The organism is Inquilinus sp. NPDC058860 (assembly GCF_042743185.1).
GTDB lineage: Bacteria > Pseudomonadota > Alphaproteobacteria > DSM-16000 > Inquilinaceae > Inquilinus.
Map to the genome: position 1 here is coordinate 63,257 of NZ_JBHYMS010000022.1, position 24,818 is coordinate 88,074.

13 protein-coding genes are annotated in these 24,818 nt (G+C 71.0%); all 13 read right to left on the reverse strand.

The window, feature by feature from the left end:
• Positions 1 to 198: 198 nt before the first annotated feature.
• The 13 genes from ACFW16_RS17140 to ACFW16_RS17200 all read right to left on the reverse strand — a co-directional run bounded on the left by ACFW16_RS17140 (position 199) and on the right by ACFW16_RS17200 (position 24,555).
• Positions 199 to 2,079 carry a Gldg family protein gene (locus tag ACFW16_RS17140; protein ID WP_380307081.1) on the reverse strand — a complete coding sequence of 627 codons (1,881 nt, stop codon included), beginning with the start codon at positions 2,077 to 2,079 and terminating at the stop codon, positions 199 to 201.
• Between the two features lie 5 nt (positions 2,080 to 2,084).
• Positions 2,085 to 2,819: an ABC transporter permease subunit gene (locus ACFW16_RS17145; RefSeq protein ID WP_380307083.1), complete on the reverse strand. Its 735-nt coding sequence runs from the start codon at positions 2,817 to 2,819 to the stop codon at positions 2,085 to 2,087.
• Between the two features lies 1 nt (position 2,820).
• On the reverse strand, positions 2,821 to 3,579 hold the full coding sequence (locus ACFW16_RS17150; protein ID WP_380307084.1) for an ABC transporter ATP-binding protein: 759 nt from the start codon (positions 3,577 to 3,579) through the stop codon (positions 2,821 to 2,823).
• Positions 3,580 to 3,589: 10 nt separating this feature from the next.
• Positions 3,590 to 3,910, reverse strand: a complete 321-nt coding sequence (locus tag ACFW16_RS17155) for a hypothetical protein (RefSeq protein WP_380307086.1) — start codon at positions 3,908 to 3,910, stop codon at positions 3,590 to 3,592.
• A 26-nt stretch (positions 3,911 to 3,936) separates the two neighbouring features.
• The gene (locus ACFW16_RS17160) at positions 3,937 to 4,860 is read right to left on the reverse strand and encodes a peptidylprolyl isomerase (RefSeq protein WP_380307088.1); all 924 of its coding nucleotides are present in this window, start codon (positions 4,858 to 4,860) and stop codon (positions 3,937 to 3,939) included.
• Positions 4,857 to 5,504 carry a hypothetical protein gene (locus tag ACFW16_RS17165; protein ID WP_380307090.1) on the reverse strand — a complete coding sequence of 216 codons (648 nt, stop codon included), beginning with the start codon at positions 5,502 to 5,504 and terminating at the stop codon, positions 4,857 to 4,859. Before ACFW16_RS17165 ends, ACFW16_RS17160 begins: the two co-directional genes overlap by 4 nt.
• Before the next feature lie 11 nt (positions 5,505 to 5,515).
• A complete protein-coding gene (locus ACFW16_RS17170) occupies positions 5,516 to 7,126 on the reverse strand; it encodes a putative porin (protein ID WP_380307091.1) in 1,611 nt (536 codons plus the stop codon).
• 8 nt (positions 7,127 to 7,134) lie between these two features.
• Positions 7,135 to 7,872, reverse strand: a complete 738-nt coding sequence (locus tag ACFW16_RS17175; protein WP_380307093.1) for an energy transducer TonB — start codon at positions 7,870 to 7,872, stop codon at positions 7,135 to 7,137.
• A gap of 9 nt (positions 7,873 to 7,881) precedes the next feature.
• A complete protein-coding gene (locus tag ACFW16_RS17180; RefSeq protein WP_380307095.1) occupies positions 7,882 to 8,289 on the reverse strand; it encodes an ExbD/TolR family protein in 408 nt (135 codons plus the stop codon).
• A gap of 9 nt (positions 8,290 to 8,298) precedes the next feature.
• Positions 8,299 to 10,284 carry a DUF2341 domain-containing protein gene (locus tag ACFW16_RS17185; RefSeq protein WP_380307097.1) on the reverse strand — a complete coding sequence of 662 codons (1,986 nt, stop codon included), beginning with the start codon at positions 10,282 to 10,284 and terminating at the stop codon, positions 8,299 to 8,301.
• A gap of 18 nt (positions 10,285 to 10,302) precedes the next feature.
• Positions 10,303 to 11,940 carry a ShlB/FhaC/HecB family hemolysin secretion/activation protein gene (locus ACFW16_RS17190; RefSeq protein ID WP_380307098.1) on the reverse strand — a complete coding sequence of 546 codons (1,638 nt, stop codon included), beginning with the start codon at positions 11,938 to 11,940 and terminating at the stop codon, positions 10,303 to 10,305.
• 341 nt (positions 11,941 to 12,281) lie between these two features.
• Positions 12,282 to 13,787, reverse strand: a complete 1,506-nt coding sequence (locus ACFW16_RS17195) for a substrate-binding domain-containing protein (RefSeq protein WP_380307100.1) — start codon at positions 13,785 to 13,787, stop codon at positions 12,282 to 12,284.
• 196 nt (positions 13,788 to 13,983) lie between these two features.
• Complete coding sequence (locus tag ACFW16_RS17200) at positions 13,984 to 24,555, reverse strand: filamentous haemagglutinin family protein (RefSeq protein WP_380307102.1); 10,572 nt, start codon at positions 24,553 to 24,555, stop codon at positions 13,984 to 13,986.
• Between the last annotated feature and the right edge of the window lie 263 nt (positions 24,556 to 24,818).

Sequence of the window (24,818 nt, forward strand, 5' to 3'; positions counted from 1 at the left end):
GGCGAAGCCTGATGGGTCGCCCATTCCGCCTTGTGGAAATGCCAAGCAGATGCCGAGATATTACAGAAAATCTATTGCAGTCATGAGACTCTGTTGTGAATAAATCAAGCTATCATCAGTTTTTATATTTAAAAACACAACGAATCTCGTGAACTTGATTCGCGAGTCGCGAGATAAGCAAGAGTCAATACTGTGGCCTTATCGCGGCATGCGAAACCTCCTTCGGAATGGTCGGATGGCCATGATCATGAAGGTGAGGAGAAGGATTGTGGCTGGGATGGCCGCGACATTGAGCCAGATCAAGGCTCTCTCGATCGTCTCGACATCGGCGCGCAGCGCCTGCCGGACCTCGCGCAGCTCCTGCCGGGTGCCGACCACCTTGGCGCGCAGATCTTCGATCGCCTGGAGCGACGGCTCGGCGCCGCCCTCGGCGCCCTGGGCCGCAGCCATGTCGCGCTGGAACCAGGCCAGCCGCTCGGTCAGTGCCGCCTCGCTGTCCTGCAGCCGCGCCGCCGCGGCACGGCCGATCTCGGCGATCCGGGTGAAAGGCCGTGCGCCGGCGGCCCGGTTGCGCAGGGCCGACAGGTCCTGCGTCCCGGACAGCTCCTCCAGCAGCGCCAGCAGGAAGTCGCCATTGGCGGCGAAAGCCCGGGCCGGCTGCCCGGGCTGGCCGCGGGCGACCCAGAAGCGGTCGTCGAGGATGTCGGTGTCCGCGATCACCACGAGATCGAGCGCGTCGGTCTCGACCTTCCGCGTCGCGGCAGCGTCGGCCGGCACGCCGTCCGGCGGCTGGTCGGCGAAGGCGCTGCGGGCATGGCCGCCGACCCGCGCCGCCAGCACCAGCCGCTCGTTGCCGGACGTGTGGGCGGCCCACAGCGCCTGCGGATCGGCGCGCGGTACGATCTCGCCGACATCGACCGGCGTGCCGTGGTCGCTGGTGAACAGCAGCGGCGAGAAGCTCGTGGTCGCACCCATCAGCGGCCGCAGGATGCCGGCGGTGCCGACCGTGATCGGGCCCAGCCCGGCGAAGGCCGGATCCGCGGCGTCGCGGTTCCGCTCGCCGAGCGTCAGCCACACCAGGTGCTGCAGCTGCAGCGGCCGGCCGTCGTCCCGTCGCACGGTGATGCTGGAGGCGAGGGCGCGATCGCCGGCGACCCGGCCGATGTCGAGCGCCAGGCCCCAGCTCGTCCCGAACAGGCCGAGGGCGGAGAAGGAGGCGCCGCGCGCGGCCTGATCCGGCAGCCGCTCCGCCGCCGCCTCGGACAGCGGGTCGACCAGCACCAGGGCGCGGCCGCCGGCCATCAGGAACTGGTCGATCGCATATTGCGCCGTCGGCGGCAGGTCGCGCGGATGCACCAGCAGCAGCACGTCGATCTCGGCGGGGTCCAGCGCCGCAGTGCCCTTGGCCGCCAGGTCGTTGATCGCGATCGGCCGCAGGTCGAAATCCGCCTGCATGTCGCGATAGGCGGTGAAGGCCGGCAGCACCCGGCCGCCGAAGGCCAGCGCGCCGCCGAGCGGCAAGGTGCTGACCACCGCCACCTGGCGCCGGTCCGGCGACGCCAGCCGCGCGATCATGCGGGTCAGCTGCAGATCCAGCGTCGGCTCCTCCTCCGGCCGCAGGAAGGGGATGGCGACCCGGTCGGCGGTGCTGCTGCCGGCCAGGCCGAAATAGATCGGGTCGCCGCCCTTGGTCAGCGGCAGGCCCAGCAGCCCGTCCTGCACGGCGCGGTCCTCGGCATCGCTGAACGGCTCCGGGGCCTCGCGCCGCAGCGTCAGCCGGTCGCCGGCGGCGGCGGCATAGTCCTCCAGCCGCGCCTCGACCCGGCGGGCGTATCCGGCCAGGGCGGGGGACGCGGCGGCGAGCTGGTCGGACACCACCAGCCGCAGCGTCACCGGTTGGCTCAAGCCCCCGAGCACCGCGCGGGTGGCGGCGTCCAGGGCGTGGCGCCGGTCCTCGCTGAGGTCGATCCGGTGCCCGCGCAGGGCGCCGTCGGCCCAGAGATTGACGCCGACCGTGGCCGCCAGCGCGAGGGCCAGGGCGGCGAGGCCGGTCAGGCGGTGCCGGAGCGGTTGCCGCATCGCCGTCACCCCGCCCGCCGCAGGCCGAGTGCCACCGACGCCGCGAACAGGAAGAAGGCGGTGACGGTGGCGAAGAAGATCAGGTCGCGCAGGTCGATCACGCCGCGCGCCATCGGCCGGACATGCGGCAGCACGCCGAACACCGCGACCGCGTCGGCGATCCCGGCCGGCAGCCGGTCGCCCAGCAGCCCGGCCAGCGCCGGCGCGCCGGGGATGGTGACGAGCAGGCAGAGGGCGACACCGAGGATGAAGGCCACCACCTGGTTGCGGGTCACGGCGCTGGCGGCGGAGGCGACGGCGAGATAGAGGCCGGCGACCAGCAGGCTGCCGGCGTAGCCGGCGGCGATCACCCGGTGGTCGGGGTCGCCCAGCCAGGCGACGGTCAGCCACATCGGGAAGGTCAGGGCCAGGGCCAGCGCCATCACCGCCCAGCCGGCCAGGAACTTGGCCAGCACGGCCGTGCCGGGGCCGATCGGCAGGGTGAACAGCAGCTCGACCGTGCCAGTGCGCGCCTCCTCCGCCCACAGCCGCATGGCGATGGCGGGGGCCAGCAGCAGGTAGAGCCAGGGCAGGAAGGCGAAGAACGGCTCCAGGTCGGCCTCGCCGCGGCCGAAGAAGTCGCCGGCATAGATCGGCAGCGCCCCGGCCAGGACCAGGAAGACGATGACGAAGACGGCGGCGATCGGCGTGGCGAAATAGCCCGCCAGCTCGCGCCGGAACAGGGCGAGGCCGGCCCGCATCTCAGGCCGCCTCCGCCGGGCGCCGCACGTCCGGCAGGGGCTGTGCATCCGGCAGCGTCAGGGTCCGGAACAGCCCGGCCAGCCGGCCGTCGGGCGAGCGCCTGGCCAGGGTGGCCGGGGTGTCGTCGGCGCGGATCCGGCCGGCGGCCAGGATCACGGCGCGGCCGCACATCGCCTCGACCTCCTCCAGCACATGGGTCGAGACCAGGATCGCCTTGTCCCGGCCCATCTTGCGGATGGTGTCGTGCATCTGCTGCTTCTGGTTGGGGTCGAGCCCGTCGGTCGGCTCGTCCAGGATCAGGATCGGCGGGTCCGGCAGCAGGGCCGCGGCCAGGGCGGTGCGCCGGCGGTAGCCCTTGGACAGGGTCTCGATCGGCCGGTGCAGCACGGGCCCCAGCTCGACCCGCTCGGCCGCCGCCGCCACCGCCGCGCGCCGCGCCCGGCCGACCAGCCCGTGCACGCCGGCGACGAAGCCGAGCAGGCCGGACGGCGTCATCTCGGGATAGAGCGGCGCGCCCTCCGGCAGGTAGCCGAGCCGCCGCCGCGCCGCGATCGGGCGCCGCCGGACATCGATCCCGTCCAGCGACGCGGTGCCGGCATCCGGCTCGAGATACCCGGCCAGCATGCGCAGCAGCGTCGACTTGCCGGCGCCGTTGGGGCCCAGGAGGCCGACCACCTCGCCGCGCCCGATCTCGAGCGAGACGTCGACCACCGCGATCACGGGGCCGAAACGGCGATGCAGGCGGTCGGCGCGGATCACGCCCGGTCCTCTAGGCCGCGGCCGGGGCGTCGGCCCCGTTCGGGATGTCGGCGATCGGCCCGAAGGTCCGCTCGTACGACGCCACGGTCTCGGCCAGCTTGCGCGCCAGGTCCTTCATCGTCACCGGGCTCATTGCCAGGCTGACCAGCCATTCCGTGGCCATCGGCTCGGCCGAGGGCGACGGGCCAGCCCCGACGACGATGCGGGCGCGGCCGACCAGCAGCTGCGCTTCCGCCGCATTGGCGGTCAGGTGGAACAGCGAGAAGTAGCGGGTGTCGGGGGAGAAGCGCTCCCCGGTTCCGTTCGCCGCGCCGGTCTGCTGCGTGGTCATGCTCGTCTCCATCGGTTCTGCTCGGGTCACTGGGACGGGGCGGTGGATGCCGCGGGCGCCAGGCGGGACAGGATCTCCGTCACCGCGATCTCGTTGATCGCCGGCGGTGCGGCGCCGACCAGGCCTTCGATGTACTGGCGACGCAGCTCCGCCGCCTGCTGCCGGTGCACCGCTTCGACCAGCAGCGGCCGGACCTCGTCGAAGCCCTGCACCCGCGACGCCTTGCGGTCGACCAGCCGGATCAGATGCCAGCCGGCCTGGCTGCGGATCGGCGTGCTGACGGCGCCTTTCTCCAGCCCGGCCACCGCCTCGCGGATCTCGGGGATCAGCGCGTCCTCCGACAGCCAGCCCATGTCGCCACCCTTGTCGGCGCTGTCCTTGTGCTGCGAGGCCTGCCGCGCCAGCGCGGCGAAATCGGCGCCGCGGGCCCGGGCGCGTCGGCGCAGCTCGCCGATCCGGTCCTCCGCCGCCTTGGTCTCGGCCTCCGAGGCGCCGGGGGGCACCGGCAGGAAGATCTGCGCCAGACGCATCTCCGCCGGGGCGACGAAGCGGGCGGTGTTGTCGTCGTAGATCCTGCGCAGATCGGCGTCCGGCGGGTCTCCGGCCGGCGGCTCGGACCTGGCGGCGAGCCAGGTGTCGACGATCACCTGCCGCCGCGCCTGCTCGATCCGGGCCGCGACCTCGGGCCGGTCGGCCCAGCCGGCCTTGGCCGCCTCGGCGACCACCGCCCGGCGCGTCAGCTCGGCCCGGATCAGCCCGTCCAGCGCCTCGCGGCTGGCCGCTGCCTGGGCCAGCACCTGCGGATCGAGTCCGCGCAGGAAAGCCTCGATCTCGGCCGGAGACAGGCCGATCGCGCCCATGCGGGCCACCGGCTCGGCCGGCGGCTGCTGCGCCGCCACCGGCGCGGTGCCGAGCGCGAGCAGCGCAAGAAGGACCGGCACGCGCCTCATTTCGCCGGCCTCCGGTAGCGGGCGTCGGTCAGCTTGTCCTGGAGGTCCTGGATGATGGTTTCCATCTCGACGCTCTTGAGCTGGGTGAACGGCTCGTTCTGCGCCAGCACGTCGCCGAGATCCTTGCCGTCATAGGCGGCCAGCACCTCGCGGCCGACCTTGTAGAGCTGGTCGTTGGCGGCCTCGCAGGCCTTGAAGAAGCCCGAGGTCTGCTCCAGTCCGGCCTGGGCCGTCGCCCGCCGGCCCTCGGTGTCGCGCAGCTGCCCCTGGGTCCGGCCGAGGCTGCGCCGGGTCTGGTCCAGCTCGCCGCGCGTCGTCTCCAGGGTTGCGGCGGCGGTGTCAAGCTCGGCCTGCAGCCCGTCGGCCTTTTCGGTCGCGGCGTCGAGCCGGCCCTGCAGCTGGCCGATCTGGGTGCGCAGCTGCTTGGCCTCGGCATCGCGGGTGGCGATGGTCTGCTGCGCCTGGCTCAGCTGCGACTGCAGCGCCGTGGCCTGGTTCTGGGCCGTGCGCAGGTCGACCGTGGCCCGGCGCAGCGCCTCGCGCAGCCGGCCGACATCGCTCTCCTCCTGCGCCGCCGCCGCCGGGGCGGCAAGCAGGAGTGCGAGGCAGAGAGCCGGGATCGTCCGATGGCGGATCGCGTGCATCGGTCCCTCCGTCAGAAGCGGGCGTTGATGTCGAGCATCAGCGTGTCGACCGAGAATTTCGGGCCGCTGATCGCGTCGCTGCTCAGCCAGCGCAGCCCCAGCCAGACGTCGTCGACGACGCCGTAGTTGCCGGCCAGGATGTAGCCCTTGGCGTTGGTGCCGCCATTGTGGAAGTCGCTGTCGGTGAAGGCGTCCATCACCGCGTCCGATTCCAGGTATTTGTAGGTGAAGCTGGCGTTCCAGTCGTTGCCGTGCCGGATCTCGGGATGGCCGACCAGGATGCGGGCGAGGTAGCCCATGTTGCCGCTCTTGCGCCCCGCCTCGCCGACGCGGGCGTCCACCTTGTCCTTGTCGTAGCCGAGATTGGCCACCAGGTCGCCGGTCAGCACGACATGGATCGGGTCGAACATCGACAGGTCGAGCGAGGCGGTGACGTTCAGCTCCTGGAACTTCGAGGCCAGGCCGAAGGCGACGAGGTCGTCGCTGTCGATGGCGGGATTGCCCTTGTCGCCGACGTCCCACAGGCTGTTGCCCTTCTGCAGGAAGGACGGGATCGAGGTGTTGCGGCGACGGTCGTTGGCGTCGATCGCCCGCGGGTCGCCGAGCACGTTCTGGAAGTCGTAATAGGCGACGCCGAGCTTCAGCGAGGCGTCGTCATAGGGGCGCCAATCGACGCCGAGCTGGCCGCCATAGAGCACCTGGTCGCGCGAGGAGAAGGCCATCTCCTTCAGCGGGAACAGGCCGACCGCCCCCCAGGCGTCCAGCTGGTCCAGCACCGGCTGGCGGTAGCCGACGGCGAGGCCGTCGAAATTGACGTCCTCGTCCCACACCAGGTCGGTCGAATAGAACGGATTGGCGAAGCGGCCGGCGTCGACCTTGAGGGCGCCGCCGGTGTCCAGCGCATCGCCCTCGTACTGGATATAGGCGCGGTCGAGGTTGAAGTTCTTGTTGCCGAGCGACATGGACATGTCGGCATTGGTCGAGACCGGGTCGAGGTCGTTGCCGGTGGCGATGCGGACATTGGTGGTGAAGCCGTAGCCGAGATCGGCCTCGACGCCGAGCCGGGCGCGGATCTGGCCGCGATAGCGGTCCTCGCGGGTGTTCAAGGTCGGCGGGAAGGCTTGCGCGTCGTCCAGAAGCGTGCCGTAGCCGTCGTCGTTGAGCTTCTGGAAATCGAGGAACTCGGCGTTGTTCGGGTCGTAGTAGTCGGCCCGGCCGCGCACCCGGACGTCGCCATACAGCTTCACCTTGTCGAGCCAGGCCGGCAGCGTGCCGGGGTCGCCCCAGCGCTCGGTCTTGGCCTGGGCCAGCACCTCCTGCTTGACCTGGTCGCGGATCTGGTTGCGCACCACCTCCGGCACATAGGGCACCCGCACCGTGCCCGGCGGGGTGCCGGGCGGCACCGCTTGGCCGCTGGCCGCCTGGTTGGCCTCCGCCGCCCGCGCCTCCTGCTCGGCCTGGGTCAGCAGCACCTGCGCCTTGTCGCGCGACAGGATGCCTTCCTGGACCAGCAGCCGGATCAGGGCCAGGGTCGTCGACTGCTCGGTCGGCGGGGTCTGGCCGAAGGCCGTGCCGACAGCGAGAACGCTGATCGCGGCGGCGAGGCCGGTGCGCTTGAACATCAGATCCCTCATGCCCTGGACTGCTGGATGTTGAGCTGGATGCGCAGCGTCACCGGCGTGCCGCTGGGTGGTGCCTGGCGGAACGAGCCGAGCCTGCGGACCGCCTCCACCACGGCGTTGTCGACCGACGGGTCGCCGCAGGATTGCGCCAGGCGGACTTGGCCGATCCGCCCGTCCGACCCGACCGAGATCGCCAGCACCACCGAGGCGCGGCGGCCGCGCACCGTATCGCTGCCGTCGACGGCGCGGCGCAGGGCCGCGTCGCGCTGGGCGGCACGCTGGGATTCGACGAAGGCGTACTGGCCGTAGCCGCCGCCACCGCCGCCGCCCCCGCCGGTGCCGAGGCCGGTGCCGCCCCTGCGCGCGGTCAGGCAGGCGGCGCCCGAACAGGCCTCGCCCTCGGCGTCCAGCGCATCGTCGCCCGGCGCCTTGTCCTTCGGTCCCGGATCCGGCTTCGCCTCTTCCTCCGGCTTGGGCTCCTCCGCCTTCGGTTCCGGCACCGGCTCGGGCTCCTTGATCTCGGGGGTCTCGACCGGCTCCGGCGGCTTGATCTCGGGCTCCGGCGGCGGGGGAGGGGGCGGCGGTGGCGGCGGCAGCTCGACCATCTGGATCGGCGGCGGCTGGCGCGGCGCCTGCACCGGCTTGCCGCGCAGCACGGCCGCGCCCAGCACGATCACGGCCGCGACCAGGGCCAGGCCCATGCCTGCCCAGGCGATCCGCCGGATCCAGTTGGGGCGCTCTTCCATCGGACCGGCTCAGCTCGTCGCCGGGCGCTGCGAGACCAGCCCGACCTGCTGCACGCCGACGCGGCGCAGCAGGTCGAGCACGTCCATCACCCGGGCGTACTGCACCGCCTGGTCGGCCTTGATCACCACCGGGAAGTCGGGGACGGTCGCCTTGATCTGGGCAATCCGGCTCTCCAGCTCCGGCATCGTCACCGGGATGGTGTCGAGATAGACCTGCCCCTGGTTGTCGATCGAGATCGCCCGCATCTGCGGCTGCGACATGCTGGCGGCGGCGCTGGCCTTCGGCAGGTTCACCTCGATGCCCTGCACCGCCGCCGTGGTCATGATGATGAAGATCAGCAGCAGCACATAGGCGAGGTCGAGCATCGGCGTGACGTTGATGTCGTCATACGGCTTGTTCTCTTGCTGCACCTGCATGACGGATCCTCAGCGCGCATAGAATTCGGCCATCTTCGTCGTGAACTCATCGACGAAGACCTGCATGTCGGCGGTGATGTCGCGGATCCGGCTGGCCAGGTAGTTGTAGCCGAACAGGGCCGGGATCGCGACGGCGAGGCCGGCGACGGTGGCGACCAGCGCGCCGGCGATGCCGGGGGCGATCGAGTTGATGTTGACCTGGCCGGATTCGGCGATGGCGGCGAAGGTGATCATGACGCCGACCACGGTGCCGAGCAGCCCGAGGAACGGCCCGCCGGAGATGGCGATGGTCAGCACCACCATCAGCCGGTTGGCGCGCTGGATCTCGCGCGTCAGGGTGGCGTCGAGCGTGGCGCGGATCGCCGCGATCGATTCCGGCGACAGCACCAGCCGGCCCGGCTTGCCGCGCGCCGCCTTGGCCCGGTGGGTGATCTCCTCGGCGCCGACATGGTAGAGCCGGTACAGCGAGGCGTTGCGGTAGGTCTTCGCCTCGCTGCCGCCGGCGAGGCGGGCCGGCGCGGTGGCGTCGTCCGGGTCGCCCTGGTCGAGCGCGGCGAGATCGGCCACCAGCCGGCGGAACGGCACCAGGAAGCGCTTGTTGGCGCCGTCGACCCGGTTGACGTAGCCGATCTTCGACACCATCACCGCCCAGCTCAGCACCAGCATCAGGCCCAAGAACCCGATCACCGCCCAGCCGTCGACCGTGACCGAGGCGAGGATCGCGTTGAAATGGCCGAGGTCGAAGCCCGAGCCCTCTTCGTCGATGCCGAAGGCCAGCAGCCGGCTGTCGGCCGCGGCGCTCCGGGCGGCCAGCAGGATCGCCGGACCCGGCCGCGCCACCGTGGCGATCTCCAGCTCGTCCAGCTCGCCGACGTAATGGGCGAAGACCGGGGCGGGCGGAGCGGCAGGGGCCGCGGGTTCGGGTTCGGCCGCAGGAGCCGCGGACTCGGCCGGCGGGGTGCCGGGGGCGGGCGCGGCGCCCGGCACCGCTTCGGCCGGTGGCGGTGCGACCGGCTCGGGGGGCGGCGGGCGGACGAAGGGGCCACCCAGCACCGCGGCACCGGCCAGCGCCGGCACGGCGACGGCCCCGGTCCCGGCCGGGCGGCCGTCGACATAGAGCGTCACCTGCCCGGCGGCGACGGTGACGGCGAGATGGGTCCAGGTCCCGGCCGCCACCGGCGCCGAGGCCGCGATCCGCTGCGGCCCGGCGCCGCCGTCGACGCTGACGAAGGGCGTGGCCTGGTCGAGGCCGATGGCCAGGCCGCCGGACTGGATCAGGCCGGCGGCGGCCTCCTTCTCGTAGATCACGGCGTTGGGCTGCAGCGTGCCGGGCTTGATCCAGGCCGACCAGGTGAAGGCGCCGCCCTGCGGCACCGCCAGGCTGGGCGTCGCCGGCAGCATCACCGTGCCGGTGCCGTTGAAGCCGATGCCGCCGGCGATGAAGGAGGCGTCGACTTTCGCCGCGGTCGACTGCGCCGCATTGTTGGCGTAGCCGGTGGAATCGAGCGGCAGGGCCCCGGGCTCGGTGAAGTGCCAGACCAGGGCCTGGGCGGCGTCGTAGCCGGCCTTGGCGTTGCCGGTGCCGGCCGCCTTGTCGTTGCCCCAGTACAGCCAGATCGTCTGCGGCTTGTCGGCCGTCGCGTTCGGCAGGTCGACCCAGACCAGGCCCATCTCGAACAGGTTGTCGAACTTCTCGATGTGGAAGTTCAGCGGCGTCTTGTCGTCCTCGGCGATGACGCGGAGGTCGGAGCCGTCATCCTTGGCGGCCAGGAAGTTGAAGTTGGCGGCGGACAGGCGGATCAGCACCTGCGCCCGCCCGGCCATGCCGGGGGCCGCGCCGGCATTCGCGCCGAGATCGACGGTGATCGGCTTGCGCAGCGTCCATTCGCTGTTCCACCAGGCCGAGGCGGCCTGGGGCGTCAGCAGCAGCGCCAGCAGGGCGGCCAGCAGCAGCCGGACGGTCGGAAGCGGTCGGGTCGGGAGGAAGCGTCTCATGCTCGCATCGGTCCGGGGTCAGAGGCTGGCGCCGAGGGTGAACAGGATGCGGATGTCGTTCGCCTTGGTGTCGCTGGCATCGATCAGCGGCACCGCGAGGTCGACCGACCCGGTGAGGTGGTTCAGCAGCTTGACCCGCGAGCCGAAGCCGAGGCTGGCGAGCCGGAACTCGTCGTCCTGGCCGGGATTGGCGTCCTGCAGCCACAGCTCGGCGACGTCGCCATAGGCGTAGACCCGCCAGTCCTCGACCACCGACGGGTCGATCCACTGGCCGAGATTGGGCGTCGACAGGCGCAGCGCGGCGATCCAGCCATTGTCGCCGAGCTCCTCGGATTCGAGGTAGCCCGGCACGCTGGAGACGCCGCCGGCGCTGAACTGCTCGTTGCTGATCAGCGGCTGGCTGGCCAGCTGGCCGTCGAGCCGGGCCGTCAGCTCGAACTCGGCGGGCAGGATCTGCTGCCGCTCCAGCCCGGCGCGGAAATAGGCGAAGTCGGCCGAGGCGCCGGTGCGCTTCTGCTCGAACTTGTCGTCCGGGTCGCCCAGGCCGCGCAGCCCGAAGGTGGCGGACAGGCTGGCCGAGGTCGTGCCCTGGGTGTCCGGCCGGGTGGCGTTGTACTCGATCGTCGCCGTGGTGTAGGTGATCGGCGTCTCGGATTCGTCGGCGCCGAACAGCTGGCGCTCGCCGAAATCCTTCCAGTCCAGGCCCAGCATCAGCGTGTGGTAGAAATCCGGCAGGCCGGGCAGGGGCAGCACGCCGCGGCCGCCGACGATGGTGCCGTCGCCGATCACGTTCACCCCGCCCAGCGTCGCCACGTTGGAGGAGGAGGTGATGCCGTACAGCACCAGGCTCTCCTTCCACTCCGGGATGCGGAAGGTGTAGGTCGCGGCCACCGCCGAGGTCTGCTCCGGGTCCTCCGGCGCGGTGGTGTATTGCAGCGACACCGAATGGCCGAGCTGCCAGAGATTGTCGTAGCCGACCGAGCCGGACACCCGCAGCGGCTTGGTGTTGGCGCTGTACTGGTTGTTCAGCTCGACCGAGGCCTGGAACGGCGATTCGTCCTCGACATTGAGGTCGGCGTCGACCGTCCCCGGCTCCGCCCCCGCCTTCAGCTGCGGCGTCACGGTGCGGCCGGGCAGCCGGTTCAGCACCTCCGAATCGCGCTGGATCCCGGCCAGCTGCGGCACCGTGCCCTCGGCCAGCGACGGCGCCGCGCCCTTGATCCGGCCCAGCGAATAGTAGCGCGAGTTGCGCACCCGGAGCCGGCCGACCCGCGCCTCCACCACCTCGAGCTGGACGACGCCTTCGCGCACCGTCTGCTCCGGGATATTGACGGCGACGGTGATGTAGCCGGCATCGGCGTAGCGCTTCTCCAGCGCGGCGCGGGCGCCCTCGACGTCGTCGATCGTCCTGTCCGGCCCGAGGAAGGGGTAGATCGCCTCCTCGATCTGGACCACCGGCAGCACGGTGTTGCCCTGGACCTGGTACTCCATGATGTCGAAGCGGTTGGCAGGGGCGGGCGCGGATGCCGGCTCACCCGGCGCCGCCGCGGGGGCGGCCGGCGCCTCGGGCACCGCCGCCTGGGCGGCGGCGGCCAGCAGCGGCGCACACGCCGCCCAGCCGGCCACGACCAGCCTCGACCCCCTCCTCGGCCACATGGATTCCCCCTCCGCTGGCGCGGGCCCCGACACGGGCAAAAATGCAATAAAAACGCCACACATACGCCGTTCTGCAAATTCAGAAAGGCGAATGTTTCGATCATTTGTCTAGAAATCTGACTAGCACATACATACAGATACGTTCAATCACCGATCGCAAAGTTAGGAAGCATTTCGTGTGGACAAATCTTTGGTTGTTAACGAAAATGTAACATCGGATTATATGCATTTATACAGATAGATATCTGTGTAAATCTGTCATTGTATTGTCACGATTCCGGAGGGCGGCGACGCCCGGCGAGAGAATCCGCCGGGCGTGCCCGAGCCGCGCCTGCTGCCGGTCAGGTGCCGGAGCTGATGGTGCAGGTGCCGGGGATCGGGCCGGTCTTGAGGCCGAGGGTGGCGTCGTTGACAAAGGCCCAGACCCCGTCCTTGACCGTCTGGGGCAGCGGCACGAGGCCGCGGTTCCGGGCGATCTGGTCCGGCACGGCGGCGGACACCGTCGGATGGTGGCCGGTGTACCAGGAGACGAGGCCCTTCAGCGTCGCGGTCTCCGCTGCCGGGAAGTAGCAGGCGTAGAAGTCGAGTATGGTGAAGCCGACGATCGGGTAGGCGCCCGCGGCCATCGGGTTGCGCAGCGCCGCGGTGTCGAGCGATCTGCTCCAAAGTTCGGTGTTATAATAGGGGGGAAACGTCGGTCTGGGGGGGATGGGACCCCAGGGCGGCAAAACGAAGCCGGCGAGCGCGGCGGCGGTGTTGGCGACCGACGGCTGAGACCCGGTGTGCGTGGCAGAGATGAACCTGCTGTAATTTTGCAGGACGGCCACCTGCGGGTTCGGAACGGAGGCATGCGTCACCGGGTCTTCCAGCGGCACCGGATTCGCGATCATCCGGGTGAAATCCGGGCTGACGTAGCCGATGGCGCCGAGCGTCTGGGAGACGGTGCGGGCGACGCCGGCGTCGCCTGCGGCCGAGACGAAGGTGCCCGTGGTCGGCCAGGTCACGGCGGGGGCGGCGCCGCCTTTCCAGTAGGCGAGGTTGCCGAGAGCAGCGCCGGTGTGGTTGGTGTTGCTGCCGTCGCCGTCGAACCCGCCGTTGCAGACCGTCGTCAGATGGCGCGAGAGCAGGTAGGTCATGCCGTTGCCGTTGGAACGGACGACCGTGATCCGCCGGTTGGCATGGTACTGCACGCCGTTGTTGTCCTGGGTCAGGACCGGATCGTTCCAGTTGGTGATATAGCCGGTGAAGATGCCGCAATAGGCCTTGCGCGACAGGTAGACGCCGGAGGCACCGCCGGCCGGATCCGCCCGGCTGATGGTGAGGCCGGTTGTATTGACCGGGATCGTGACCGGGATGCCGGCGCTCGGGATCTGGATAGCCGGGCCGCGGGCCGCCAGTGCGCCGGTGGTGGGGTTGGTGTAACCGCCGGCTTCCGCGCCGGTCAGCGGCGTCGTACTGCCCGAGAAGTCCCAGAAGTTGGGGCCCGTGCCGTAGCCGGTGGTGCCCTCGGCGTAGGGGATGCTGGCGGTCTCGTACGGTGTGCTGCTCGGCACGGAGGTCGCCGACGTCTGGCGGATCAAAGCCTGGATGCCGGCGTAGCTGCCCACCGGGGCATAGGCGAACAGCGCGGTGCCGTCGACCGGATAGCCGGCCGCGGCGGTGCACAGCGCGTTGCGTGGCCAAGCATTCGGATCGAAGACGCGGCCGTAGCAGTCGAACCAGCTGCGGTAGAGGCCGAAGGCGGCGGTCGACCCGCCGCCGTAGATGGTCTCGGCCGAGGCCGGGGCGGCGGCGAGCAGGCCGCCCGCGGCCAGGGCGGCGAGGCCCAGGTGTGACAATCGCTTCATGGAAATATTCCCCTTCGATGCAATGGCTGGTCTTGCTATTTCGAGGAGGGGCGTGGAGCGGCGCCCCTTCTTCCCGGACCGTCATTCCCGCGAAAGCGGGAATCTCTTGCCGGTTCGCAGCGTGACGAGATCCCCGCTTTCGCGGGGATGACGGGAGTGAAGTTGGACGACCTCCGCCCGGCCCGGGCCGCTCCTCCTATCCCCCCTCGTAGCCGAGGAAGGAGCCGGTGATCAGCAGCGGCGGCGGTTCGTCATTGGGCCTGGCGTTGCGCTCCGCCTGGTCGCGCACCGACTGCTCGATCGCCCGCGTCGCCTGGGCGGCGACGTCGCTGACGCCGGAGATCGAGGCCGGGTTCACCGGCGCGCTCGGCAGGCCCACCGTCTGGCCGCCGACCTGGATGTTGTCGGCGTTCAGCACCTGCAGCGCGAAGACGTTGAAGTTGCCGGCGACGCGGATGCCGCCCTCGCCGGCATTGACCACGCCGTTCGGGGCATAGAGATCCACATCGCCCGGCGGCCGCAGCGCGCCGATGCCGCTGCCGCTGATCACGCCGCCGGGTTCGACCTGCAGCGTGCCGTTCAGGCTCAGGCGCACGATCGGCGGCGCGGTCGACACCGCGGCGCGCGAGCCGATGCCGGCGTCGATGTCGCCGAAGGAGGACCAGAACAGGATGTCGCCGCCGTTGGCGGTGAGGGCGCGAGAGGAGCGGATCAGGATGTCGTCGTCGGCGAACACCCGGATGTCGCCGCCCAGAACCGTCCACAGTCCGGAATCATTGGCGTTCTTCGGGTCCACGCCCGCCACGACGGATGTGGTCCCGAGCTGGATGCCGCCGCCGGGGATCAGGATCGAGATGTCGCCGCCGCGCGCCGTCTTGATCTGGCTGTCCAGCATGGTGATGCCGCCGGCGGCATAGCCTTCGCCGGGGAACATCACGTCGATAGCGGCATAGCCGCGGTCGGTGGCGCCGAAGCGTGGGCTGGAGGCGTCGTTGGCCTCGCGGCCGGAGGCGCGCAGCTCGGCGTAGAAGATGTCCTGCACCAGCGGGTCCTGCCGGTCCGCCGGCATCGCCCGGAACAGGGCGAAGGCGGTGGGGGCATCCAGACCGGTGCGGCCGCTCAGCCCCTCGACATAGGCGATCATCTGCGCGGTGTAGATCGACGATCCGTCCCCGGCCTGCAGATAGTCCTGCAACTCGGCATAGTGCGCCGGGTCCAGGTAGCGGGCCAGGAAGGCGGTGCGGTCCTGCTGCTGGTGGCCGCCGAGCCCGGCGAGGACGGTGATGTCCGCCCCCTGCTCCGGCAGGGCCAGGCTGCGCAGATTGCCGTCGGTGACGATGCCGCGGCCGAAGCCGAGATCGATGGTGCCGCCGGCCGAAACGACCAGCCGGCCCGGCCCGCCGAGCGTGACCCCCGCCCCGGCAGTGGATTCGAAGCCGCCACCCTGCGCCGTGAAATCGATGTTGCCGCCGGCCTGGATCAGGCTGACGTCGTCGGCGTTGGTGTTGGTGACTTCGAACGCCAGGTCGGCGACGTCGCCGCCGGCCCGCAGGTCCAGGCTCTTCGGCAGGACGATCGCTGTTGCGGTACCACCGGCCCCGGCGACCGGGGGATCTGCGCGGACATCGCCCTCCGCCGCATAGATCCGCACCGGGTCGGTGTCGCCGATATGGCGGCCGAAGCGCCGGTCCCCCTGTCCGCGGGTGCTGACGAAGTACTGATAGATGAGGTCATCGGCTACACCGGCCTCGGTCGGACGGGCGACATTGCTGATCGGGCTTGTCGGCGTCGGCGTCACTGCCGGATCGGCATCGGCCATGGCCAGGACGCTGAGCGGGGACACCGCCCGCCTGAACGCCATCAGCACGTCCTGGTCGGCGAGGAGTTCCAGGGTCCCGCGATCGGTGGCCGCCAGGACCATGCCGCCGTCGATCCGGATATCGCCGCTGAGCGCCGTGGCGCGGACCGTTCCGGGATACAGGGTAGCCAACCACGCATTGGCGGCGAATTCTATGGGCTGATAGCCGAGATCGGGGCGGACCATGAGGGCGGCCACCGCCGCCGCCGCATTGGAAAGCCGTATGTCGCCGCCAGTCGAGTCGAGACGGACCGAGCTTTCGGCTGTATAGGACATAAATCCCGGTTGCGAGACAAGGAAGTAATTGTATTCCTCGGCTCCCACGGGAACCAACATCGGGTCGAGCGCGGTCTCGATCGTCAGGTCGCCACGGCTGCGCAAGCTGAATTGCGCATCGCCGACCGCGAGGATGGTGTGCAGCGGCAATGTCTGGCCGCTCGGGTTGAAGACGTTTTCCGTGATGCTGGCCCCGCTCGTGATCGCCCCGCCGGCCTCGATCACCGCGTCGCCGCGGCCGACATAGTAGACGCCGCCGAGGATGTCGCCGAGCGCGTCGATCCGCAGGCTGCCGCCGTTGCGTATGTCGGTCTGCCCGGAGGAGGTGACCCAGCCGACCGTCGGGATCGCCGCCGAGAGGTTGGAGATGTCGTCGCCGGCCCGCAGCGTGACGTTGCCGCCCGCCAGCGCCCCCACGCCCTGCCGGAAGGTGTCGACATTGATCCACCAGCTGCCTGGCATGCCGATGGAGGGATTCGCTTGGCGCCAGACATAGCCGGTGACGATCTGCGACGTGGGCACGCCGTAGAGGCTGTCGCGGGCGGCGACCGTGATGTCGCCCCCGCCGGTCGGATAGGTGCTGACGACGCCCTCCGGCAGGAGGAAGCCGTCGTCGGACAGCTCGCGCGGATCGATCGGCCGGCCCGCGGTGTAGATCATGGCCGGCTGGACGCTGCCGGTGCCGGGATTATAGGTCGTGGCGACCCGGGCGCCGAGCACCACGTCCACGCCGGCGGCGACATCGATGTCGCCGGTGCCGGTGCGGATATGAAGCGGCCGGCGGGCCCTCACCGTATCGACCACGACGCTTCCCCTGGGGCGTCCGGCGGCCGGGTCGGGCAGCAGGTCGGCCTCGGCGCGCAGCGCCAGCGGGTCGGCGCCCGCCGCATCGGCACCGGCGACCAGGCGGTAGGACCAGCTGTCGCCGTCCTGCAGGAGGCTGATGGGGCCGCCCGTCAGCGGATCGGTTCCGGTGACGAAGCCGTCGCTGAGATTGCCGCGGAGGGTCAGGTCCCCGGCGGCGCGCAGCGTCAGCACGCCGACCATCCCGTCCTTGCTGAGAGTCCGCAGGTCCCAATTCGTGTTCAGCACCATGTCGCCGGTGCTGCGCAGCTCCACGCCCGCCTGGACGGTCACATTGCCGCCCAGCCGATCCTCGATGGCGCTGGCGCGGTTGGCGAAGGCCCGGACATCGGCCGCCACCTGATTGATCACGGTCTGGTTGATCGTCGATACGCCGTCGAACACCCTGTACGCCTCGACCGTTACCTGCCGTGCGCCGTCGATCCCGCTGCCGATCCGGTCGATCGCGACATCGGTGCCGCCGTTGGTCCGCGGCGCGCGCAGATGCACGGTGCCGGTGTCGCCGCCGGCGCCGACCGAGATGGCCGACCCGGACTGCAGGTCGAGCCGGCCGCCGTCCCCGGCCGCGAGCAGCACCGAGCCGCCCTTGCCGGCGGCGTCGGCCGCGACGCCGGAGGCGTTCAGCACCGCCCCGTTCGCCAGGGTCAGGGTCTTGCCCGCTGCCAGGCGGATGTCGCCGCCGGTGGCACCAACGGCGTCGATGCGGCCGCCGATGGCGAGGTTGCCGCCATCCGCCGACAGCGCGAATTCGCGGGCGGTGATGGTCCGGCCGGCGCTGAGCGCGACGTCGCCGGTGCGGATGCGCAGCCGCTGCGCCTCGGCGAAGCCGGCGGCCGCCAGCTTGCCCGCCAGCGTGTCGAAGCTGTCGTCGAGCGCCAGGACGTCGAGGTCGACCGCGCCCTGGCGGCTGCCGTCCGCCGCTGTGGCCTCGATCGTGCCGTTGGCCAGGAACCGGCCCTTGGCGGCATCGACGATCAGCCGGCCGGCATCGCCGCCCCGCTCCTGCCCGTCGATGGTGGCGCGGGCACCGCCGAGGGCGATGCTCGATCCGGCCTGCAGATCGACATTGCCGGTCGCGGAGGACAGCCTGACCACGCCGCCAGGTGCGAAACGGGTCTGGTCGAAGAAGCGGCTCGCCGTGCCGGAGGCATCGATCACCGTGCCGCCGGCGATGACGAGATCGCCGGCGTCCGCCGTCGCCTCCAGGATGCCGGCCCGGGCCTCGATCCGGCCGGCCAGCGTGACCGTGCCGCCCGACAGGCGCAGGCGGCCGCCGATCTCGTCGAAGCCCGGCAGGTTCGGCCCGGCCCGGCCCTGGAAGCTCAAGGGCCCGCCGGCCTCGATCGCGTTGTCCGATCCGGCGCCGGCCGACAGCGCGGCGGCACTCAGCTCCAGGGATCCATCCACTTGCAGCCGGTTCGGCCGGTCCTCGGTGCCGCTGCCGGAGGCCAGGTCGGTCGCGCTGCCGAGGCCGCTGGTGCCGACGATCCGCTCGTCGGCCCTCAGCGAAGCGGCGCCGAAGCCGGCAATCCGCACCGGGCCGTCGGCCAGGTCGATCCGGCCGCTGCCGGCGACCGGCTGGCCATCGTCGATTCGCGTCGTGGCGTTGATCGTCAGGCTGCCGCCGGCGGGGGTCACCGCCTGGGTGAGCGCGGAGCCGGTGTTGCGCAGCCGCACCGCGCCGGCGTTGATGGCGACGTTGCCGCCATGGCCGATCAGGGCCTGGCTGTCGAGTGACAGCGTCTTCAGCGCCGCGCCCTCGCCGGTGCCGATGGTGAGGTCGCCGTAGAAGTCGATGCTGCCGTAGCTGTGCAGGGTCAGGGTCTCGGTCTGCGCCAGCACGCCGAGCGTGCCGCCGCGGAACACCAGGCCCCCGTCAGGCGCGCCGTCGCCGAAGCTGATCTGCCGGGCGGCGGCGTCGATCGCCCGCCCGCCGGCGATCTGGCTGGTGGCCAGGATGGTGTCGCCGCTCGAATCGAGGGTCAGGCTGCCCGAGGCCAGGACGGCCGCTCCCTCCTGGATCGTCAGGGTGCCGGCCCCGCCGGTGGCTGCGCGCACGACATCCACCCGGTCGCCGGTGGACAGGCGCAGCAACGCGCCGCCGCCGCTGAAGCGCAGCGTGTCGCTTTGGCCGGCGTCGGCCCCGGCGGTGCGGATCACGCTGCCCGATTCGACCGTCACCGTCTTGCTCGCGGCCAGCAGGATCTCCGCCCCCTCCAGCGCGGTGCCCGGGCTGCGGACCACCACGTCGCTGGCCGAGACCGATACCTGGGTGCCGCCCCGCGGATCATCGGTCGTGACCTGGGCGGGGCTGCGCTCGCCGCCCAGCATCAGGCTGCCGACGCCGAAATCGTTCAACTGCTCGGCCTGCAGCAGCAGATAGCCCTGGGCGACCAAGTCCTGCGCGTCCGCCCCGGCGGACACCACCGCGACCTTCGACGCGGCGACGTCGAAACGGCCCAACTGTCCGCCCTCGGCCGGCGCGAACAGGCCGGTGCCGTCCAGCCGCAGCGTCTCGGTGGCATTGGCCACCAGTGTGCCGCCGTCGATCGGCAGGGTCGGCCGCATGACGGTCCTGCCGTCGGTCTGCTGCCGCTGCCGGAAGGCGTCGGACACGAAGAAGCTGTTGGCCTGGTACGCGTCATACTGCGCCCGCTGGCGCAGCACCTCGCCCGATTCGATGTGGAAGCCGGTCCAACGCGCGTCGGAGATGCCGGTGTTGAGCACCGAGCGGCGGCCGGCGACATAGGCGCTGCCGTCCGGCGCCCGACCGTTCATCGCCGGCAGCATGTCGAGGATGCCGTCGAAGGCACGGACGCGATAGGCCCCGGGCATCAACGCGTAGCGCGCCGGCAGCAGCACATAGGTGCCGGCCGGCAGGCCGCCGCCGCCCGACAGATAGATCCGGTCGCCGACCCGCAGCCCGGTGTTGGCGCCCTGCTGCAGATACTGGCCGCTGACCGTCGCGGTGCCGGTCACCACCGGCACGTCGGCGTTGAAATCGAGGGTGCCGACACCGGCCGGCCGAGACCCGCTCATATACCGGTCCCACGCCGCGTAGCCCTCATAGTCCGGGATCACGGCGAAGCTGTCGGGGTCGTTCAGCACATCGGCCGGCCCGCCCTGGCCGGGAACGAACTCGCTGGCCAGCAGCTCGCCGCCGCCCTGCACGTCGATCACGGCCCCATCGTCCACGGCCACCTGGTCGCCGCGCAGCCGCACCTCCTTCTCCGGCGGGGTGTTGATCTGCTCGCCGCTCGGATCAAACCAGACAGAGCCGTTCTGGATGAAGCCGAAAGGCACGGTCAGCCCGTCGGCCGAAACCGAGGTGATGCTGCCGGGGCCCAGCGTCACCGTGCTGATGCCCTCCAGGCCGCCGTCCCGGCCCAGGACGATCCTGCCCAGCGGTGCGCGGATGGTGCCGTTCTGCACGATGTCCGGGGAATCGATCGTCAGCTCGCCGCCGATCGACCACGGCGCCTCGGCCTTGCCGTTCGGCTCCACCGTGACCCGGCCCAGCGCTCCGACGGTGAACTTCTGTCCGCTCAGCGGATACAGCTGCGCCGTCCGGAACACCAGGTCGCCGGCGCTGTCCAGCCGCCCCGGACTGACGCCGCTGCTGGTCGATCCGCCGACGCGGATGTCGCCGCGGCTCTCGAACGTGGCGATCGTGAAGCCGCCGAATGTCTTCGTCGTCGTCGGCAGAGAGGTGTCCGGGTCGGTGAACTGATAGGTACCGCCAAGGCGAACGCCGCCTTGGATGTCGATCAGGTCCGCCAGGATCGAGAGCTGGGTCGCCGGGCTGACGAGCCGGTCGCGCAGGGCCGAGCCGGTGCCGTCCTGCACCAGCTCGCTCGATCCGCTGGTGAACGCCACCCGCGGCGCCTCCAGCACCACGGTGGAGCCGGGCGTCGCGGTGATGGTATAGGCCGAGATCTGGATCTCGCGGCCCAGCTTCACCGCAACGTCGCCGTCGAAATTGACGACGTTGTCGGAGCCCATCACCCAGGTGTCGAAGCCGCCGCCCATCGCCGTGTCGGCGGCGACGAAGCCCTGCCCGGCATGGGTGCGCAGCATGTCGGCGCCATAGCTGCCGCCGGCGGCCGGCGACAGGCCGGACTGCCGGATATTGAGCACCCGCAGGAGGTCGTCCGGCAGGCCGGGACGGTTGCTGCCGGCAAGGCCCGGCTTTGCGACCATTTCGGTGACCAGCGTGCCGCCCTCGGCGCCGGCGCCGCCGCCACGGCCCAGCAGGGTGCCGTCGACGAACAGGCCTTCGCTGCCCGCCAGCCGGATCGTACCGCCGTTGCTGGCAATGGTCTGCGGCCGCAGCCTCAGCCCGTACATGGTCATGCTGCGCAGGTCGATGTCGGTCGAGACGCCGGACACGTCCAGCAGGGCGCCGTTCTCGACGATCACCGCGCCATTGTACGAGACCAACGTGATGGTGCCGCCGTCCAGCACCGTGCCGCGGCGGGTTCCGTCGGTCGTCGGGTCCAGCTTGACGGCGCCACGGGCCAGCAGCTGGCCGGTGCGGCCGATGCGGACCCCGGCCTCCGGATCGTATGCGGTCGTCTCGCCCGTGGGGTCGCTCGTGACGCCGCCGGACAGCGTGATCGTCCCGGCCGGGGTCTCGATCGTGCCGTCGACCCGCACCATGCGCGCAGCCACCGCGGTGACCGATCCGCCCAGGCCCATCCGGACCAGCGAGCCCTCGCCGAAGACGACGTTGCCGTCCGCCAGATCGGTATCCAGGGTCGGGCTGCTGTCGCGGGCGATCAGGGTCAGCGATCCGGCCGGGCGCAGCTCCTCGGGCAGCAGCTCCAGGCCGGCGAAGCCGAACACGTCGCTGCCGCCGGTGCGCCACAGGTAGTCCGGGTTCAGCCGCAGCGACGCCGCTGTCGGCGTCACCACGGCGCCCGGCGCAATGGTGACGCCGCGATAGCCCTGCAGCGTCACATCGCTGAAGCCGCCGCGGCCCAGGAAACCGGGATCCAGCACCAGCGCACCCTCCGGCGCCAGCCCGCCGCCGATCCAGATCCGCTCGGTGCGTATGGTCAGCGTGCCGCCGCGATCCAGCCCATAGCCCCGGATCTCGCCGCCGAGGACGAGCCTGCTGCCGCTGATGCCGCCGAGGCTTGGGTCGAAATGGCGGCCGGAGGTCAACACCACGGCGCCGCCATTGCCCTTGATCAGCGACCCGTCGGTCGCGACCCAGCCGCCGGCCGAGACGTCGATCAGGCTGCCGCCCTCGAGCGTCAGGTCCCCTGCGGCGCCCAGGCTGATCGTGCCGCCATCGGGCAGGGCGGCGCCGGCCGGGCCCGACCCGCCGGGATACGGGTTGCCGTTTGCGTCGATCCGGTCGTTCACCCATTGCCCGCGCGCCGCCAGCCGCGCCCCGGACGCCAGGGTGATGTTCCGGCCGCCCAGGCTGATGGTGCCCGACGGCGTCTCGATCGCGCCGGCGACGAGGACGTCGCCGGCCTCTTCGGGAGTCAGGGGGTCTCCGCGGAGGTATCTCGATTCCAGACGGACCGAGCCGCCGGGGGCCGTCCGCAGAGTGACACCGCTCGGCACCTCGATGTTGCCGCCGGTGGTCGTGACCGCGATCTGGTTCACCCCCCCGGCGCCGACCTGGGACGGGTCCAGCGTCAGCCGGTCGCGCAGGTCGTCCGGCAGCGCGTCGCCCGGCCCGAACCCGTCCGGCAGCCGGGCGCCACCGGCGCCGAAGGTGACGTCGACCGGGCCGCTCAGATTGAGCGCGAGGCTGCCCAGCCTCGGCAGCTGGTCGCGCGCCCGTTGCCGCGCCCCGGCCGTGGTCCGGCCGGTGATCTGCCCGTCGAGCACTGCGGCGCCGGTGGCGATGGTGACCGAGCCGGCGTCCATGCCGTCGGTGTAGCCGGCCTCCCAGCGCGGACCGTAGATCTTCTGCTGGCCGAAGCGCTGCTCGGCGAAGGCGACATACTGGATGTCCGGCGTCGCCTCGCCGATGTCGTAGATCCGGCCGTCGGCACCCACCAGCTGGGTGGTGTCGAGCCAGCCGCCGCGATAGCGCACCTGGCCGCCGGAGACGTCGATGACGGCGCCGTCCCGGATCACCACCTCGCCGGTCCGAGTCGTGGTGTTCGAGGCGATCGACACGGTGCCGCCGGCCGCGCTGCGCTCCACCGCCGTGCGGCCGATGCTCCCGAGATAGCCGTCGATGCTGCCGATCGGCGAGCCCTCGCGGACATCGACATTCACCGTCTTGCCGAACAGGAAGCCGTCGCGCTGCAGCGGCGAGTTCAGCTCGTTGTTGCGCAGGGTGATCGAGACCTGGTTGCGCTCCATCGCCACCTCGGTCGAGGTGGTGCCGGACACGTCGATCCGGCTGCCCCGCTCCATGGTGAAGCGCCCGCCGCCGGGAAGGATGACGACGTCGCCGGCCGGCGCGTGGATCAGCGCTCCCCGCTGCATGACACCGCCGCCGCCGATGCCGACGAACGAATGCTGGAAGGCCTCGTTGTCGGTGATGGTGTCGCTGCTGTCCTCCGGCAGGACCTCGGTCACGCTGCCGCGATCGAAGGTCACCTCCGCGGCATCCCTGATGATGATCGAGCCGCCGGCGCGGACCGAGGTCGTCGCCGACAGGCGCCCCATTTGGTCGACCTTGTTGCCGGCGATGGTGATGTTGCCCCGGGGGGTTTCGATCAGGCCGGTGTTGACGACCCGTGCCTCGGGGTCGGGCGCGCCGCCGCCATCAACGCTGCCGTCGACCCGGACCACGACGCCACGAACCGTACGCTCCTTGCTGTGCAATTGTCCGTTGGGGCTTTGCGTATCGAAAGCGGTTGGGTCGTCGGTCGGATTCGCGAGCGCGACGAGGCGACCGGCGGCCATCACCACTTGGCCGGCCCGGGCTCGGATCGTTCCTTCGTTGACCACCGAGCCACCGAGAAGAATGACGCTGTTGTTGTCAGGCCCCTCGATCACTGCCCCGCGTTCGACGTGGATTCGGCCGGCCGTGTAGGATTGGCCGGTATCGTCCACGGCCTGGAAGTCGCTTGGCCGCTCCCTTTGGTTAGTAGTATCGGCTACGTTCTCCAGGATCCCCTTCGTGAACCGCTCGGTGCTGATGTTCAGCGACGACGCCACCAGGTTGCGGACATTGACCCTAGAGCCCTTGCCGAAGATCACGCCGTTCTGGTTGATCAGGTAGACATGGCCGTCGGCCTTCAGCGCGCCGTCGATCCGCGACGGGTCGGCCTGGCCGATCCGGTTCAGCACCGCCCAGTCGCGATTGCCCTTCTGGTCGAACTTCACCGTCTCGCCGCCGGCGATGTTGAACCGGTCCCAGTTGATGACGGCCTTCGGCTTCAGCTGCTCGATGGTCATCAGCTTGTTGGTGGCGTCGATCACCGGGTTCCTGGCGCCGGCATCCTCGATCCGGTTCAGCCGCATGCCGTCGAACAGCGCGCGCGGCTGGCCGGCCGAGGATGCCCGCGCCAGCGCGCCGGCCACGATGCTGTTGCCGCCGCCGCCGTTGCCGCCGCCGCCGTTGCCGCCGCCGCCGCCGCTCGCGGCGGTGCCGGAGCCGTCGCCGCGGACCAGCCGCATGCCGACGATCTTGGCGCCGTCGGCCCGGGCGGGGGGCACCGCCACCGTCAGGGCCGCCAGCCCGGCGAGAAGGGCCAGGGCGCTGCAGCCGAGGCGCAGCCGCCCCGACAGGATGCCGGATGCGGCGGACCCGAATCGGGTGGCGGTGGGAATCGGGGCGCCAATGCCGGCCATATGGGCAGCTCCAGGCTCGAAAAAGGACTGTCCGCGCTCTCTCCCCAGCGCGCCTATCCTTGCTGTCCTATCGAACCGGCCGGCTTCGCCACCACCGCGCGACTGTGAAATTTTCATGAAGCGGCGTCGGGTCCGCGTCGGCCGGTCGGCCAGGCGGGGCACCGGCAGCGTCGCCCCTGCCGGCTCTTCGCCGAGGGCTGTGGAAGAGAAAATTTGAAAGATATTTCAATACTTGAGATTTATTGACACGACATTGGGGACGC

Bases quoted from the DNA above. Each gene is read 5' to 3' on its own strand.
- ACFW16_RS17175 (WP_380307093.1), bottom strand. From the start codon at position 7,872: ATGGAAGAGCGCCCCAACTGGATCCGGCGGATCGCCTGGGCAGGCATG.
- ACFW16_RS17155 (WP_380307086.1), bottom strand. From the start codon at position 3,910: ATGACCACGCAGCAGACCGGCGCGGCGAACGGAACCGGGGAGCGCTTC.
- ACFW16_RS17160 (WP_380307088.1), bottom strand. From the start codon at position 4,860: ATGAGGCGCGTGCCGGTCCTTCTTGCGCTGCTCGCGCTCGGCACCGCG.
- ACFW16_RS17140 (WP_380307081.1), bottom strand. From the start codon at position 2,079: ATGCGGCAACCGCTCCGGCACCGCCTGACCGGCCTCGCCGCCCTGGCC.
- ACFW16_RS17185 (WP_380307097.1), bottom strand. From the start codon at position 10,284: ATGAGACGCTTCCTCCCGACCCGACCGCTTCCGACCGTCCGGCTGCTG.
- ACFW16_RS17145 (WP_380307083.1), bottom strand. From the start codon at position 2,819: ATGCGGGCCGGCCTCGCCCTGTTCCGGCGCGAGCTGGCGGGCTATTTC.
- ACFW16_RS17170 (WP_380307091.1), bottom strand. From the start codon at position 7,126: ATGTTCAAGCGCACCGGCCTCGCCGCCGCGATCAGCGTTCTCGCTGTC.
- ACFW16_RS17165 (WP_380307090.1), bottom strand. From the start codon at position 5,504: ATGCACGCGATCCGCCATCGGACGATCCCGGCTCTCTGCCTCGCACTC.
- ACFW16_RS17180 (WP_380307095.1), bottom strand. From the start codon at position 8,289: ATGCAGGTGCAGCAAGAGAACAAGCCGTATGACGACATCAACGTCACG.
- ACFW16_RS17195 (WP_380307100.1), bottom strand. From the start codon at position 13,787: ATGAAGCGATTGTCACACCTGGGCCTCGCCGCCCTGGCCGCGGGCGGC.
- ACFW16_RS17200 (WP_380307102.1), bottom strand. From the start codon at position 24,555: ATGGCCGGCATTGGCGCCCCGATTCCCACCGCCACCCGATTCGGGTCC.
- ACFW16_RS17190 (WP_380307098.1), bottom strand. From the start codon at position 11,940: ATGTGGCCGAGGAGGGGGTCGAGGCTGGTCGTGGCCGGCTGGGCGGCG.